The sequence below is a fragment of the Leucobacter sp. gxy201 genome, from assembly GCF_051043335.1.
Taxonomy (GTDB): Bacteria; Actinomycetota; Actinomycetes; order Actinomycetales; family Microbacteriaceae; genus Leucobacter.
The window spans coordinates 56590-72224 of sequence record NZ_JAMXWS010000009.1 but is presented as its reverse complement, the minus strand read 5'-3'; the positions used below and the strand labels follow the sequence as shown (position 1 = coordinate 72224).

Here is a 15635-nt window from a genome sequence, read left to right as displayed (position 1 = left end):
GCCTCGCCCCGGGGCATGCCCCGATGAGAGCGGAGGTGCTTGGATAGTCTCATGGAACGACCACCGCTGCACCGCCTGCGCGACGACCGCCTCGTCGCAGGAGTGTGCGCGGGGCTCGCGCGGCACCTCGGTCTTCCGGTGGGTTCGGTGCGCATCGGCATGCTGGTGCTCGCGGTCGCGGGCGGGTTCGGCGGTCTGCTCTACGTCTGGCTCTGGGCGTTGGTGCCGAATGAAGGCGAGACCGAGGGCGTCGTGCCGATGCGGCGTGCCCTGATGCGGCCCGCGGATGAGCCGACGCGGGCCTGGTCTGCGGCTCAGACGGTTCGGAGCTCAGAGGTTCCGACTCCGGTGGCGAATCAGGGCACTGCGGCACCGGGGCCGGGTTCGATGGCTCCGGCGGCTCCGGCGGCTTCGGCGGCTTCGGCGGCGCCGATGGCTCCGGCGTCGGCTTCTCAGACATCAGCCCCTACGGCGCCTGCCTCGAACGCCTCGAACGCCTCGAACGCCCCGAGCGCCCTGGGCGCCGCGACCGAGGCGCGGCCCGCAGCGGAACGGTCGCGCCCACGGGGCCGCTGGCCCATCGCCGAGCTGCTGCTCGGGGCGTGCCTGCTCATCGCCGGCGCGGGGCTCGTGCTCGATCGGCTGGGCGTGCGCATCAATCTCGAGTTCATGCTGCCCGCGCTCGCGGTGCTCGTGGGGGTCGGGCTCGCCTGGTGGCAGATCGCCGACAGGGATCGCCCGGATCGGCACGCCCTGCCGCGCGTGCTCGGGGCGCTCGCGCTCGTCGCAGTCGGCGTGCTCATGTTCTTCGTGACGTCGCGGCAGCCGAGCACCTGGACGGTGATCGCGGCCGCGCTCGCGGTGCTCGCCGGCGTCGCCCTCGCCCTCGCCCCGTGGTTGCTGCGGCTCAACCGCGAGCTGCTCGCCGAACGGGCCGCGCGTGCTCGGGAGGCCGAGCGCTCGGACATCGCCGCGCATCTGCACGATTCGGTGCTGCAGACGCTCGCGCTGATCCAGCAGCGCTCCGAGCCGGGCAGCGAAGTGGCGCGCATCGCGCGGGGGCAGGAGCGCGAGCTGCGCGAATGGCTGTTCCGCACCGCAGACGGCGGAGCGCCCGAGCCCGAGGCGGTCGGCAGCGAGCTGCGCACGCACGCTGCGCTGCTCGAAGCGGAGCACGGCGTCAGGTTCGAGGTCGTCGGCGTCGGTCTGGGGGCCGGAACCACAGCGCCGGCGCCGATCGTGGCCGCGGCGCGCGAGGCCATGCTCAATGCGGCGCGGCATGCCGGCGGGGAGGTGACCGTCTACGTCGAGGCAGGGCGGGAGCGAGTGTCGATCGACATCACCGACCGCGGGCCGGGCATCGACCTCGACCGGCTGCCCGAGGGGCGCATGGGCGTGCGCGAATCGATCATCGGCCGAATGGAGCGCGCGGGCGGCACTGCGCGCTTCGTGCCGGGGCCGGGCGGTACGGGCACATCGGTGCGCCTGGCGATGCCGCTCGCGGGTGCCCCGGATACCCCGGGTGCCTCGGATGCCCCGGATACCCCGGGTGCTCCGGATACCCCGGGTGCCCCTGAAGTCCCGAGGACCGGCGTCCCGCATGATCCCGGACCAGTCGGCTCCGGATCCGTCGACTCCGAACCCGCCGGCCCAGAACCTGCGGGCGCCGGCCCGACCGATACCGAGAGGAACGCATGAGCGACGCAGCAGCCGATGCCGTACCCCACCCAGCACCCGACGCGACGGCAGTCACGACGGCAGATGCTACGGCCGACCGCATCCGGGTCGTCATCGTCGACGACCACCAGATCTTCCGCACCGGGCTGCGCGCCGAGCTCGGGCCCGAGCTCGCAGTGGTCGGCGAGGCTGCCGACGTCGACGAGGCCGTCGCCGTGATCTCGCAGACCGCCCCCGATGTCGTGCTGCTCGACGTGCACCTGCCCGGCGGCGCGGGCGGCGGCGGGGTCGAGGTGCTGCAGCGGCTCGGCCGTGCCGTGGCGGGCGCGCCGAGGTTTCTCGCGCTCAGCGTCTCCGACGCGGCCGACGACGTCGTGAGCGTGATCCGCGGGGGAGCGCGGGGCTACCTGACCAAGACGTCTTCTGGCGCCGAGGTGACCGCGGCGGTCGTGCGCGTGCACGGCGGCGATGCCGTGTTCTCGCCGAAGCTCGCGGGCTTCGTGCTCGACGCCTTCGGCACCGGCGGCGGCGAGACCGCGGCGACCGACGACGAGCTCGACCGGCTCTCGGCCCGCGAGCAGGAGGTCATGCGCATGATCGCCCGCGGCTACGCGTACAAAGAGGTCGCCGCCGAGCTCTTCCTTTCGGTGAAGACGATCGAGACGCACGTGTCGAATGTGCTGCGCAAGCTGCAGCTGTCGAACCGGCACGAGCTGACCGCCTGGGCGCTCTCGCGCCGCCTGCTCTGATTCCGGAGGCTCGGGTGCGCGATTTGGTGCAGAATCAGCGCGTCATTCTGCATCAGATCGGGCACCCGCGCAGATGATTGCCGCTCAGCTCCATCCGGGCAACCACATGTGGGCCCGCCAGAACCACTCCGCGATCGGCATGCCCGACCAGATCGGGAAGAAGAGCAGCGCGACGAGGCCCGCGACGATGACGAAGCAGGCGACCGAGAGGCGCCGGCTGCGCAGGGCTTCGGGGGAGGGATCGCCGATCCCTGAAGAGAGCGCGGCCCCGCCCGGGCCACCGCCCCGCCCGGCAGGGCCGCTCCGTGCCGTGGGACCGCCCCGCACCGAGAAGCCGCAGAGCAGCCCGAGCACCAGGGCGAGTGCGAGGGCCGCGAACGGAGTCATGACGACCGCGTAGAACTGGAACACCGCCGATCGCGAGAACGTGAGCACCCAGGGCAGCCAGCCCGAGAGGTAGCCGACGACCACGAACGACCCGGCCATGACGAGCGGGTCGACCGGGCGGGGGCGCGCGGGCCCGTGCCGCCAGGCATGCACGACGAGCGCCACGAGCGCGATGAGGGCGGCGACTCCCGCCCAGGTGATGAGCGGGTTCGGCAGCGGGGTGATCCCTGACACGCATGCCGACCACGGGCAGCCCTCGGCCGCGCCCCAATCGACCTCGTACATCGCCGTCGGTCTCAGCGCGAGCGGCCAGCTGAGCGGATGCGCCTGGTAGGGGTGCGGAGCGCTCAGCGTGCCGTGCCAGGCGAGCATCTCGGCGTGGTACTGCACGAGCGAGTCGAACCAGTTCGCGCCCGCGTCGCGCCCCCAGCCGCCGGGGCGCACGATCCACCCGGCCCAGCTCGCGAGGTAGACCGCCGCAGCGGCGGGCAGGGCGGTGACGGCCGCGACTGCAGCCTGGAGTGCGGCGCGGCCGACCGGGCGGGGCGACCGCTGCCGGATGCGCACCACCGCATCGCGCACCGTGATGAGCACCAGGAAGCACGCGAGCGGGTAGAGCCCCGACCACTTCACGGCCGCAGCCGCTCCGAAGGCGAGGCCCGCGGCGAGCAGCCACGGGCGCCACACGATGACAGGGATTGCCCCGCCCGTGCCCCTGCCCGTGCTCGTACACGTACCCGTGCCCGTACCCTCGCTCGTGCTCGTGCTCGTGCTCGTACCGTCGCCGCGCCGCGCGCTCCGCCCCGCGCCCCGCACCTGCTCGTGGTCGCGCCACACGAGCACCGCTCCGAGCACGACGAAGCACGTGAGGAACCCGTCGAGCAGACCGACGCGGCTGAGCGTCACGTGCACGCCGTCGAGCGCGAGCAGCAGGCCGGCGAGCCAGGCGATCGGCAGGCTGCGGGTGAGCAGATAGCCGAGGCGCATCGTCAGGCCGACCGTCGCGACGCCCGCGAGCGCGGAGGCGCTGCGCCACCCCCACCCCGTGTCGGGGCCGAAGACGAGGATGCCGAGGCCGATCAGCCACTTGCCGAGCGGCGGATGCACCGCGTACGACGGGTCATCGGTGAAGGCGAGCGCCCGGCCCGCGGCCATGCCCGGTTCGTCATCGGGCCAGACGGTCGGGAAGCCGTGGGCGAGCTGGCTGATCGCATCGCGCACGTAGTAGAGCTCGTCGAATACGAGGGTGCCGGGCCGGCCGAGCGCCCAGAAGCGCAGCAGCGCCGCGACCGCGAGCACCGCGATCGGCACGGCCCAGCGCAGCATCCTCATCCTCCCAGCGTATTCGTGCCTGCGGGCGCACGGGGTCTGCGTGTCCGTGCGCTTCGCCCGAACTTCGGCTCTCACCCGTATTTCGGACCGAAACCGCCGCTTCCATCCGAAATACGGGTGAGGGCCGAACGACGGGCGCGCTGTTCCGCGCCGGCGCGCGGCGCAGCGCTCGTTCGGCGGCGCTACGATAGACGGGTGATTACCCGGCTCAGTTCCTACTTTCTGAAGACGCTCCGCGAGGACCCCGCAGACGCGGAGGTGACCAGCCACAAGCTGCTGGTGCGCGCGGGATACATCAGGCGCCAGGCCCCGGGCGTCTTCGGCTGGATGCCGCTCGGTCTGCGGGTGAAGGGCCGTATCGAGAACATCATCCGCGAGGAGATGGCCGCAGCCGGCGCCCATGAGGTGCACTTCCCGGCCCTGCTGCCGCGCGAGCCCTACGAGGACACGGGGCGGTGGGAGGAGTACGGCGATGCCCTGTTCCGCCTGCAGGATCGCCACGGCGCCGACTACCTCCTCGCGCCGACGCACGAGGAGGCCTTCACTCTGATGGTGAAGGACATCGTGTCGTCGTACAAGGACCTGCCGCTGAGCCTGTACCAGATCCAGGACAAGTACCGCGATGAGGCGCGGCCCCGCGCCGGCCTGCTGCGCGGCCGCGAGTTCACGATGAAGGATGCGTACTCGTTCGACGTGACCGATGAAGGGCTGAACGAGGCCTACCAGAAGCAGCGCGACGCCTACGAGCGCATCTTCACGCGCCTCGGCGTCGAGTACGTCATCGTCTCGGCCGACGCGGGCGCCATGGGCGGCTCGCGCTCCGAGGAGTTCCTGCTGCCGATCGACATCGGCGAGGACACCTTCGTGCGTTCGGCCGGCGGATACGCCGCGAACGTCGAGGCCTATCAGGCACAGGCGCCCGAGGCGCTGCCGGTCGAGGGCCAGCGCTCGGCGCTCGTCTACGACTCGCCGAACACCCCCACCATCGAGACGCTGGTCGCGCACACGAACGCGGTGCTGCCGCGCGAGGACGGCCGCGAGTGGGGCGCCGCCGACACGCTCAAGAACGTCGTGCTCGCCGTCACCGATCTCGAGGGCGTGCGCGAGATCGTCGTCATCGGCATCCCGGGCGATCGCGATGTCGACATGAAGCGGGTCGAGGTCGCCTTCCCGAACTGCGAGGTCGAGCCCGCCACCGCCGACGATCTGAAGCAGCACCCGGGTCTCGTGCCGGGCTACATCGGCCCCGCGCTCGACGGCGCGCAGGTGCTCGGGCTCGAGGGATCGACCGGCGTGCGCTACCTGCTCGATCCGCGCGTCGTGACCGGTACCTCCTGGGTCACCGGCGCGAACCAGGCCGAGAAGCACGTCGCCTACCTCGTCGCCGGTCGCGATTTCACGGCCGACGGCGTCGTCGACGTCGCGAGCGTGCGCGAGGGCGACCCGGCACCCGACGGCTCGGGCCCCGTGACGCTCGCGCGCGGCATGGAGATCGGGCACGTCTTCCAGCTCGGCCGCAAGTACGCCGAGGCGCTCGGGCTGAAGGTGCTCGACGAGAACGGCAAGCTCGTCACCGTCACGATGGGCTCGTACGGCATCGGCGTGACCCGCATCATGGCGGCGCTCGCCGAGCTCAACCACGACGACCGCGGTCTCGTATGGCCGCGCGAGATCGCGCCGTTCGACGTGCACGTGGTGGCCACGGGCAAGGATCCGGCCGTGCACCAGCAGGCGGAGTCGCTCGTCGCCGAGCTCTCGGCCGCCGGTGTCGACGTGCTCTTCGACGACCGCCCGAAGGTATCGCCCGGCGTGAAGTTCGGCGATGCCGAGCTGCTCGGCGTGCCCCGCGTCGTCGTCGTGGGCCGCGATGCGGCCGAGGGCTTCGGCGAGGTCTGGGACCGCGCCGCGGGTACCAAGGATCGCGTCGCGCTGAGCGAGGTCGCCGCGCTCTTCGCCTAGGCCCTCCCGACTACGCGCCGATCGCGCCCCGCCCCGTTCGCCTTTGCGAATCGGGCGGGGCGCTGCTGTGTGCGCGGTGCGGGCGGTGCCGGGTCGGCGGCGCCTCACAGGAGGTGCTTATTCTTCCTCCACAACACGGCATTTGCGGGTTTATGCCGCGAGTTACTCACAATCAGGGATCGCCGCTTGCCCCGCCCCGGGGAGCCGCGGTTAGCCTCGTCGCAATATCACGGAAGAACGGCCGCCGTCATCGCGGTCGTGCACGACGAAAGGCGCCTCCCATGTCGAACATCAGAGTCTCGTACGACGAGATCGAACAGGCCGCGACGCAGCTCGGCGTCGGTCGCGACGAGATCACGCAGAAGCTCCAGGCGATGCAGGGCCGCATCGACGGTCTCGTCTCATCGGGCTTCGTGACCGATCAGGCCTCGGTGCGGTTCACCGACGCCTACCACCAGTACACGGTCGGTGCGAACACCGTCATCGAGAAGCTCACCGAGATCCAGGGCTTCCTCACGCAGACCTCCGCCGCGATGCGCGACCTCGACGCGCAGATCGCCGCACGGATCGCGTAACACGGTCCGGTTCGGGCGGACTGCGCCGGAGGGAGGTGCTGCGGGCATGGCCGGACTACTGCTCATCGATGCGGCGATCGAAGACGCCATCGGGCATATCGTCGCCGCCGAACACGAGATGCTGGTCGGCCGGAACTCCCGGCCGACGGGCGGCTTCGAGAGTCTGACCGGCATCGCCGCCGAGGTCGACGTATTCCTACGCGGCGTGCACGTCGGTCGGGCCGCCCTCGCCGATGCGGCGAAGACGACGGGGCGGGGGCTGCGCACGCTGCTGCACGAGATGTCATCGCTCGATGCCGCGCACGCCTCGGCGCTCGATGCGGGGTTCGCCGTACCGGGGCGCGAGGCATGAGGGTTCCGGCGAATCATGCGGCGGTGCTGCCCGGCGGGACGCCCGTCGCGGGCGACCCCGCTTCGATCGAGCAGGCGGCGGCGTTCACCGCCGAAGCGGCCGAGAGCTGCGTCTCGTACGGCACGGCGCTGCTGCTCGCTTCCACCCGCCTCAGCGAGACCGCGGGCGCCGCCGTCGCGGCGCATCGTGCGAAGCTCGACACGGTGCTGCAGGAGGGCGCGACGAAGATGCGGCGGAGCGCCGAGGAGGCGCGGCGCGGTTTCACCGCCTACGCCGCCGAGGTCGAACGCATCCACCGGCAGGCGCAGGCCGTGCAGCAGTCGGTCGACGACCACCTCGGTACGATTCGTGCCGAGGCCGCGACGGTCAGCGGCATCGCCGCCCAGATCGGTCACCCGCTCGGCGCCGAATGGGATGCGCCGCCTTCGCCCGCGATGCCGGAGCCGGTGCTCGACGCCGACCGCACGACCGGTATGGATGCGGCTGAGCTCGCAGCGGTGCGGCGTACCGTCGCGGCATCTCACGAGGAGACGTGGCGCCGAGCGGTGGTGTCCTGGGACGCGGCGGCCGAAGCGATCCGGCTCGATTCGAGGGTCTGGGCGTCGCTCATCGAGGAGCGGGAGCGTGCGGAGCGCGCACTGCTCGGAGCGCTGCGCGGGTCGACTCTGGGGCAGCTCATCAGCGTCGGGTCGGTGGCCGGCGGCCCCGGCGCGAAGTTCGCGGTCGCGCACGGCATCGCGGGCGAGCTGCGCGGCCGCGCGGCGGCCACCGTTCCCGTGGTCGCGCAGCACCCCGATCTCGCCGGTCTGCTCCCCGAGGGCGACGGATCGCGGGTCTGGGACGCGCCGCCCGCCCCGGAGGCCGCCGCCGCGTGGTGGGCCGCCCTGGACGAGGCCGCACGCGGGCGCCTCATCCGGGAAGCGCCCTGGGTGATCGGCAATCTGCCCGGGCTGCCGTTCGCCGCGCGCGACCTGGCGAACCGGCGCTCGCTCGAGCTCGCCTCGCAGAGCCCGGCCCAGCTGTCGCCTCAGCAGCTGCGGGCCGCGGCGGCGGTGCAGGAGGTGCTCAGACGCGAAGCTGCTCAGATCGACAGATACGGCATCGGTCGGCCTCCGGTACAGGTCGTCGCGCTGCACTTCGCAGGCGACGTGCCGATGGTCGCCCTGGGCTACGGCGATGCCGATAGTGCGAGCCATGTAGCGTGGGCGGTACCCGGCATGAAGAGCGATGCGCATCTCGCGATCGAGAGCTGGGACGAGGCCTCCCGCAACCTCCACGAGGCGCAGCGCAAGCGTCAGGCCGATTCGGGAACCGGTTCGGTGATCGCGTGGCTCGGCTACGACACCCCCGACATCCCGTTCCCGAACCTCATCGGCGCCGACAGCGTGCTCAGCCCGGAGGCCGCGCGGGTCGGCGCCCGCCGGCTCGCCGCGGAGCTCGACGGCGGCCACGCGGCGAGGGCAGCGGGGGTCGCGGGCCTGCCCTTCACCGGGGTACTCGCCCACTCCTACGGCACGACGACGGCGACGATCGCGCTGACGCTCGTCGGGCAGCCGGTCGACACGCTCACGCTCATCGCCTCCGCCGGGCTCGACCAGGGCACCGTGCCCGACTACGGCGCGCTGCGCGTGAACGAGTTCGCCCCCGGTCAGCGCGCCGTCTTCACCACCCACGCGAGCGACGACCGCCTCGCGCCGAGCGGGGCGGGGCTCTCGCTGCGCGGCCAGCCGAACCCCGGGGCGGTGGGCGTGCTCGGCCTCGAGCACCTCAGCCCCGTGTACGGCGGCGGGCTCGCCTTCTCGTCCGACGGCGACGGCGAGCGCGGCCTGCTCGCGACCGACGGGCACTCGATCATCGGCGACCGGAAATCGCGCGACCCGTTCGGCATGTTCGCCTCGTACCGGCACGGCTACCTCGACCCCGACACGCAGTCACTCGACAGCATCGCGCAGATCACCACCGGCGCAGTCGGCGAGCATCTGGCGGCCGCATTCGCGCGCACCGAGCGCGCCTGCGTCGGCGTCCGGGCCGGGGTCATCGGGGGAGTGCGTCTGGAGAGATCGGAGTGCGGATGAATATCGGAGCGAGGGCGAGGCGGTCGATGCTCGTCGCGGCCGCGACGGTGTGCGCGGCAGCGACGCTGCCCGCATGCGTGAACGAACGGCCGATCGTGTCGTCGGAGGGAGGAACGTCGACTATGACGCTGGCGGAGCAGCGCGCGTGGGTCGCCGAGATGTTCGACGTCGGGGTCGCCGCGAGCGGCGTGCCCGACGGCTGGGTCGATCTCTACTGGACGGATGTGCTGTGGGCGGCTGACCGCCCCGACGACCGCGAGCTGCTCGTCGGCGCTTGGCTGCCGGACAAGTGCGGCGGCGGAGGAGGTCACGTGAGCTCGACGCTGCTGAACAGTACTTCAGTAGATCGTGCTGCAGCGGTGGGACGCGTACGCGCCTACTTCGCGGGCGAGGGGCTGCCGGTGCGCGATCTCTACGACACGCACCAGGACACGGAGCCGTACATCATCGTCGAGATCCCGGGTGAGGGCACGTTCTCGATGCAGGCGAACGTCAACGGCATGAGCATGTCCGTGCGGGCGGAATGCTCGACGCACAGCGGCATCATGGAGTGGGACACGCACCCCGACGACCCGGGCAATCCGTTCCAGGACGAGCTCGATCGCCGCAGAGACGACCTCGGGGCGGGCGATACTGGATGAAGCTCCGGCTCTCGATCGTGCTGCCGCACGGCGGCACGCACGACATCGTGCTGTCGTGCGATGCCACCACGACCGTCGCCGACATCGCCCGGAGCCTGATCGAGGCAGGATTCGGTGCGGACCCGCGCCTCGCGATGATCGCGGAGCGGCGCCTCGCGCCCGTGACGCTTCGCGCTGCGGCCGCCCCGGGGCGGCCTCCCGTGCTGCTCGACCCGATGGCGGTCATCGCCGAATCCGGTCTGCACTCGGGCTCCGTGGTGCAGCCCGTCGCGGAGTTCGCGAGCACCGGGCGCGCGGAGCGGCTCGTCGCAGCGGCCGGCTACGCGGAGGTGCTCACCGGAGCGCAGCAGGGCGTCGTCTTCAGCCTGATCGCCGGGAGCAACCTCATCGGGCGCGACCCGGCGTGCCGGGTGCACCTGATCGATCGCAGCGTCTCGCGGCAGCACGCGGAGGTGCTCTTCGATTCGGACGGACGCGGCCGGATCGTCGACCTGGACTCCGCGAACGGCGTCGTGCACGACGGCGCCCGCAGCGGCAGGGTCCGCGTCATCGGCCAGACGGTGATCCGCCTCGGCGGCATCGGCCTTCGCATCACCCCGGGGCCCGCGATGCTCGCTGCCGAGGGGCATCCGCATCGCGTCCTGCACACCCGACCCCCGCGGGTCGCGCCGCGCTTCCCATCGTCCGAGCGAGAGCTCCCCGCGCCGCCCGCACCGCGGCAGCCCTCGCGCATCCCGCTGCTCGCGATGATCGCTCCGATGCTGATGGGCGGAGCCCACTACGCCGTGACGCGCTCGCCGATGAGCCTCACGATGGTGGCGTTCACGCCGCTGATGATGATCGGATCGTGGCTCGATGGGAAGTTCGGCGGCGGGCGAGGGCGCAGACGCGAGATCCGGCGCTTCGCCGACGCGCTGCGCGCCGAGCAGCACGAGCTGAGCGAGCTCCGTACCCGAGAAACCGAGATGCGTGCGCAGGAATCACCGTCGTTGGGGGAGGTGCAGTCCTCCATCGAACGGCGCGACGAAGGGTTGTGGAACCGGCGGCCCGAGCATCGCTCCTTCCTCGAGGTACGGTTCGGCGCGGGCGCGCTGCCGAGCCGCACCCGCGTCATCGTGCCGGAGCGCAGCGGCGGACCCGACCCGCACTGGGAAACGCTGCGACGAACGGCCGAGGAGTTCGCCGCCGTTTCGCCAGTTCCGGTCACCGACAACCTCGACCGCTGCGGCTCGATTGGAGTGGCCGGCCCGAGCTACTGGGCGGAAGGGGCGGCGGCGGCCCTGGTGCTGCAGCTGGCCGGGCTGCATTCGCCCCACGAACTCTTCATCGCCGCGTTCGCGGGGGAGCGGCACACCCCTGCATGGTCGTGGCTCAAGTGGCTGCCGCACGTCGACCCGGTCGCGAGCCCGCTCCCGGTCTGGCCGCTCGCCGATACGCCGGCCTCGTCGACGCGCCTGCTCGCCGCGCTCGAAGGGCTGCTCGCGCTGCGGAGCGCATCGGGCGGGCACGGTACGATCCGCTCGCATCTCGACGAGCGACTCGATCGGACCGACTCGGGGCACGCATCGGTCGCGCGTCTCCCCGCGCTGCCCGTCATCGTGGTCCTCGTGCTCGAAGACGGCGGTGGAGACCCGGCGAGACTGATCGAGATCGCGGAGAACGGCCCCGACCGCGGCATCCACGTCATCTGGGTCGCGCCCGATCGGAGCGGGCTTCCCGCGGCCTGCCGCACCTTCATGGAGATCGGCCCCGGACACGCGACCGTGCATTACGTGCGCTCGGCGCGGTCGGTGGAGCTCACTGCCCACGAGCACATCGATGCCGCCGTCGCGCAGAGCATCGCCCGGAGTCTCGCGCCGGTCGAAGACGTCGCCGCGCGCGAGCTCGACGAGAGCGATCTGCCGCGAAGCGTGCAGCTCTGCGATCTGTTCGAAGACGACCCTCGTACCGGAGCCGCGGCGATCGCTCGGGCATGGGAGCGGAGCGGATCGCGCATCGCGCAGTGGGTACGGGGACGCGAACGCGCTCCCGTGTCGCTCGCGGCGACCGTCGGTCAGAGCACTGCCGGCCCGATGGTCGTCGACCTGCGCGAGGAAGGGCCGCACGCGCTCATCGGCGGCACGACGGGGTCGGGCAAGTCCGAGTTCTTGCAGAGCTGGATCATGAGCATGGCAGCGCGGGTCAGCCCCGAGCGCCTCACTTTCCTGCTCGTCGACTACAAGGGCGGCGCGGCATTTGCCGAATGCGTCGACCTGCCGCACACGGTCGGGCTCGTCACCGACCTGACCCCGCATCTCGTGCGTCGCGCGCTCGCCTCGCTGCGCGCCGAGCTCCGGCACCGGGAGGCGCTGCTCGCCGCTCACGGTGCGAAGGATCTCGCGACTCTGGAACGCGCATCCGACGTCGCGGCCCCGCCCCTGCTCGTCATCGCGATCGACGAGTTCGCCGCACTCGCGACCGACGCCCCGGAGTTCGTTGACGGCGTCATCGACATCGCGCAGCGCGGCCGGTCGCTCGGCCTGCACCTCATCATGGCGACCCAGCGCCCCGCCGGCGTCATCACCGACAACCTGCGCGCCAATACGAACCTCCGCATCGCCCTGCGCATGGCCGACGCAGCCGACAGCCTCGACGTCATCGGCACGACGGACGCCGCGTTCTTCGCAGCGGATGAACCGGGGCGCGGTGCGCTCCGGGCGGGGCCGGGCCGTCTCGCCCACTTCCAGACGGGCTACCTCGGCGGGCGCGGCACGGAGGGGCGGCGAACAGCCGGGATCGAGATGCGCACTCTGGCCTTTGAGGTCGGCGAACCCTGGAACCGCCCGGCGGAGCCGAGCCCCGGGCCTGCGCGGCAGCTGCGGCCGCGGGACATCGAGCGGGTGCGAGACAGCATCGTCGACGCCGCCGAGCGGTGGGGTATTCCGGCGCCGCGCCGCCCCTGGCTCGCCGAACTGCCCGACCTGCTGCTCCTCGACAGCGTCGAACGAGCGGAGCCCGGGCCCCGACAAGGCATCGCTGTCGGTCTCTGCGACGACCCCGCGGCCCAGGCGCAGTACCCGCTGCGCATCGACTTCGCCGAGGCCGGCAACATCTCGATCATCGGTGCGAGCGGCACCGGGAAGACGAGTGCGCTCCTCACGGTCGCCGCCGCGCTCGCCGCAGAGACGGCGGCGGACCCGGTGCAGCTCTTCGCGATCGACGCTGCAGGCGGGGCGCTCGGCGCGGTCGATGCGCTCCCGGTCACGGCCGCGGTCGCTCCGCTGAACGACACGGAGCTCGTGGACCGGGTGCTCAGGCACGTGAGCGGCATCATCGCCGACCGGGGTCCGCGCTTCGCGGCGAGGCGCGCGGGCGACCTCGCCGCGTTCCGTGCGTCGGAGACGGGAACGCGTGAACCGCGCATCGTCCTTCTGATCGACGGCTTCGCCGCATTCCGGCAGAGCGGCGAGGCGCTCGGTACGGCGCGCGACCCCCTGGGAGCGCTCGGCGAGATCATGCAGCAGGGCCGTGCGGTCGGCGTGCACGTCGTGCTGACCTGCGATCGGCCGGCCGCGATTCCCGCGGTGCTGAGCGCGAGCCTGCAGCAGCAGTTCGTGCTGCGTCTCGCGGGCCCGCTCGACTACGGTGCGCTCGGGGTCGATGCGGAAGTGCTGCAGGACGCGCCTCCGGGCCGCGCGCTTCGCACCGGCGATGCACGGGAGTCGCAATTCGCGCTCGTCGGAGCCGACGGCCTCGCCGGCCAGGTGGTAGGCCTCGAAACCCTTGCCGCCGAGCTGCAGGCGCGCGGGGTATCGCGCGCGCCACGGGTGCGCAATCCACCGCAGCGGGTGATGCTCGAGACGCTCCCCGCTCAGGCCGACAGACGTCCGGTATACGGCATCGACGTGCTCGATCTGGCACCGGTCGCGCTCCCGTTTCAGGGTCTGGCTGTCATCGCCGGGCCGAGTGGCGCCGGAGTCTCGCAGGCGGCGCGCAGCTGCGCCGCGGCCGTGCAACGCGCCGCCGCCGACCACGGCACCACCACCGTCACCGTGCTGCTGACGTTCGACCCCGATGGACTCAGGCGTACCGGGAGTTGGTCGCGCATCGCGATAGGGGCGTCCGCCGTGGCGGAGTGCGCCGAGTCGCTGTGCGCCGATCTCGACGGGGCGACCGGAGACCGCCGGGTGATCGTCGTCGAACGGCCGGCCGGAGCAGCCGACACGGTCGCGCTGCCGAGACTCGTCGCCCTCGCGAAGGCAGCCCGCCGATCCGAGACGCTGGTGATCTTCGAATTCGAGCCGGGCACGGGAGCAGGTATCTGGGATCTCTACCAGGCGCTCAAACAGCCGCGATGGGGGCTGTCGCTGCAGCCCGACCGGGCCGAATCGCAGAGCCCGTTCCGCGAAGACCTGGGGCGGGTGCGGCGGGCCGACTTCGCCCCGGGGCGCGGCTTCGCGATCGAGAACGGGCGAACGGTGCGCGTGCAGGTCGCGTTCACCGACGAGACCGTGCCACCCGAACCTGAGACGGCGGTGAATGGACGTGCTCGGAGAGCTGGGATAAAATCGAAGCTTGATCCGTTTTTCGGGTCGACAGCTGAATAGACATTTCAATACCCCGAGGAGTCACCGTGAAGATCGATCTTGCCATGCTGCGAGGGCTTGAGCGCGAGAAGGAGATCCCCTTCGAGGAGCTCGCCGAAATCATCGAGCAGGCCATCCGTACCGCGTACGTGCGTCACGCCGAGAACCAGAAGCTTCCGGTGCCGCCCGAGTCGCAGGTGCGCGCCACGCTCGACCGCAAGACCGGTGAAGTCTCGGTGCTCGTGCCCGAGACCGACGAAGACGGCGCCGTCATCGGCGAGGCGTACGTGACGATGGACGAGTTCGGCCGCGTCGCCTCGAGCGCCGCGAAGCAGGTCATCAATCAGCGCCTGCGCGACCTCTCGGATGACGCAGTGCTCGGCGTCTTCAAGGACAAGGAAGGCCAGATCGTCTCGGGCGTCGTGCAGCAGGGCCCGAACCCGCGCATGGTGCACATCGATCTCGGCGAGCTCGAGGCGGTTCTGCCCCCCGAGGAGCAGGTGCCGGGCGAGGACTACGCGCACGGCACGCGCCTGCGGGTCTACGTGACGAGCGTCTCGAAGGGCACGAAGGGCCCGCAGGTCATCGTGTCGCGCACTCACCCCGGTCTCGTGCGCAAGCTGTTCGAGCGCGAGGTGCCCGAGCTCGGCGAGGGGCTCGTCGAGATCGTGTCGCTCGCACGCGAGGCTGGCCACCGCACGAAGGTCGCGGTGCGCGCGAAGCAGTCGGGCATCAATGCCAAGGGCACCTGCATCGGCGAGATGGGCAGCCGCGTGCGCGCCGTCATGAGCGAGCTCGGCGAAGAGAAGATCGACATCGTCGACTACTCGTCCGAGCTGCCGAAGTTCGTGGCGAACGCGCTGTCGCCCGCGAAGGTGACCGATGTGTTCATGCTGAACGAGTCGCTCAAGCAGGTGCGCGCGCTCGTCCCCGATTTCCAGCTGTCGCTCGCCATCGGCAAGGAGGGGCAGAACGCGCGCCTCGCCGCCAAGCTGACGGGCGCGAAGATCGACATCCAGCCAGACTCAATCATGAATGATTGAGTCGGATGTCGATCTTCGCGCATCCTGCGGAGCGCCCGCAGGCGCGACGCGGGATGTCCGGATTGTCGACATCCAGCCAGACTCAATCATGAATGATTGAGTCGGATGTCGATCTTCGCGCATCCTGCGGAGCGCCCGCAGGCGCGACGCGGGATGTCCGGATTGTCGACATCCAGCCGGCGCCGATCGCTTGTGAGAAACAGCATGGCTGTTTCGCGCGATCGGCGGCGACGCCACTGCGTCGCATCATGAATGATTGAGCCTGCACAGCGCACGGCCC

10 protein-coding genes are annotated in these 15635 nt (G+C 71.4%); 9 read left to right on the top strand and 1 reads right to left on the bottom strand.

The window, feature by feature from the left end; all coding sequences use genetic code 11:
- Nucleotides 1-51: 51 nt before the first annotated feature.
- Nucleotides 52-1698 (top strand): ATP-binding protein, encoded by a 1647-nt coding sequence (locus NHL51_RS12775; RefSeq protein WP_434144345.1) that lies wholly within the window; start codon nt 52-54, stop codon nt 1696-1698.
- Nucleotides 1695-2426, top strand: coding sequence for a LuxR C-terminal-related transcriptional regulator (locus NHL51_RS12770; RefSeq protein WP_434144343.1), 732 nt, complete (start codon nt 1695-1697; stop codon nt 2424-2426). Before NHL51_RS12775 ends, NHL51_RS12770 begins: the two co-directional genes overlap by 4 nt.
- Before the next feature lie 84 nt (nt 2427-2510).
- Here the strand turns inward: NHL51_RS12770 and NHL51_RS12765 are convergent, their stop codons facing one another.
- Entirely contained in the window at nt 2511-4145 is a 1635-nt protein-coding gene (locus NHL51_RS12765; protein WP_434144341.1) for a phospholipid carrier-dependent glycosyltransferase, read from the bottom strand.
- Between the two features lie 195 nt (nt 4146-4340).
- Between NHL51_RS12765 and NHL51_RS12760 the strand changes: the two genes are divergently transcribed.
- From NHL51_RS12760 to nusA, 7 genes are all read left to right on the top strand, one after another.
- Nucleotides 4341-6104, top strand: a complete 1764-nt coding sequence (locus NHL51_RS12760) for a proline--tRNA ligase (RefSeq protein ID WP_434144339.1) — start codon at nt 4341-4343, stop codon at nt 6102-6104.
- A 281-nt stretch (nt 6105-6385) separates the two neighbouring features.
- On the top strand, nt 6386-6679 hold the full coding sequence (locus NHL51_RS12755) for a WXG100 family type VII secretion target (RefSeq protein WP_434144338.1): 294 nt from the start codon (nt 6386-6388) through the stop codon (nt 6677-6679).
- Nucleotides 6680-6725: 46 nt separating this feature from the next.
- Nucleotides 6726-7031, top strand: coding sequence for a hypothetical protein (locus tag NHL51_RS12750; protein WP_434144337.1), 306 nt, complete (start codon nt 6726-6728; stop codon nt 7029-7031).
- The gene (locus NHL51_RS12745) at nt 7028-9106 is read left to right on the top strand and encodes an alpha/beta hydrolase (RefSeq protein ID WP_434144335.1); all 2079 of its coding nucleotides are present in this window, start codon (nt 7028-7030) and stop codon (nt 9104-9106) included. Before NHL51_RS12750 ends, NHL51_RS12745 begins: the two co-directional genes overlap by 4 nt.
- Nucleotides 9103-9747, top strand: coding sequence for a hypothetical protein (locus NHL51_RS12740; protein WP_434144334.1), 645 nt, complete (start codon nt 9103-9105; stop codon nt 9745-9747). Before NHL51_RS12745 ends, NHL51_RS12740 begins: the two co-directional genes overlap by 4 nt.
- Nucleotides 9744-14333 carry an FtsK/SpoIIIE domain-containing protein gene (locus tag NHL51_RS12735; RefSeq protein ID WP_434144332.1) on the top strand — a complete coding sequence of 1530 codons (4590 nt, stop codon included), beginning with the start codon at nt 9744-9746 and terminating at the stop codon, nt 14331-14333. Before NHL51_RS12740 ends, NHL51_RS12735 begins: the two co-directional genes overlap by 4 nt.
- A gap of 26 nt (nt 14334-14359) precedes the next feature.
- On the top strand, nt 14360-15355 hold the full coding sequence (nusA, locus tag NHL51_RS12730) for a transcription termination factor NusA (protein ID WP_434144331.1): 996 nt from the start codon (nt 14360-14362) through the stop codon (nt 15353-15355).
- The last annotated feature ends 280 nt before the right edge of the window (nt 15356-15635 follow it).

What these genes read in the sequence shown, in the direction of transcription:
- NHL51_RS12775 (WP_434144345.1), top strand. Translation starts at nt 52, where the DNA reads ATGGAACGACCACCGCTGCACCGCCTGCGCGACGACCGCCTCGTCGCA.
- NHL51_RS12770 (WP_434144343.1), top strand. Translation starts at nt 1,695, where the DNA reads ATGAGCGACGCAGCAGCCGATGCCGTACCCCACCCAGCACCCGACGCG.
- NHL51_RS12765 (WP_434144341.1), bottom strand. Translation starts at nt 4,145, where the DNA reads ATGAGGATGCTGCGCTGGGCCGTGCCGATCGCGGTGCTCGCGGTCGCG.
- NHL51_RS12755 (WP_434144338.1), top strand. Translation starts at nt 6,386, where the DNA reads ATGTCGAACATCAGAGTCTCGTACGACGAGATCGAACAGGCCGCGACG.
- NHL51_RS12750 (WP_434144337.1), top strand. Translation starts at nt 6,726, where the DNA reads ATGGCCGGACTACTGCTCATCGATGCGGCGATCGAAGACGCCATCGGG.
- NHL51_RS12745 (WP_434144335.1), top strand. Translation starts at nt 7,028, where the DNA reads ATGAGGGTTCCGGCGAATCATGCGGCGGTGCTGCCCGGCGGGACGCCC.
- NHL51_RS12740 (WP_434144334.1), top strand. Translation starts at nt 9,103, where the DNA reads ATGAATATCGGAGCGAGGGCGAGGCGGTCGATGCTCGTCGCGGCCGCG.
- NHL51_RS12735 (WP_434144332.1), top strand. Translation starts at nt 9,744, where the DNA reads ATGAAGCTCCGGCTCTCGATCGTGCTGCCGCACGGCGGCACGCACGAC.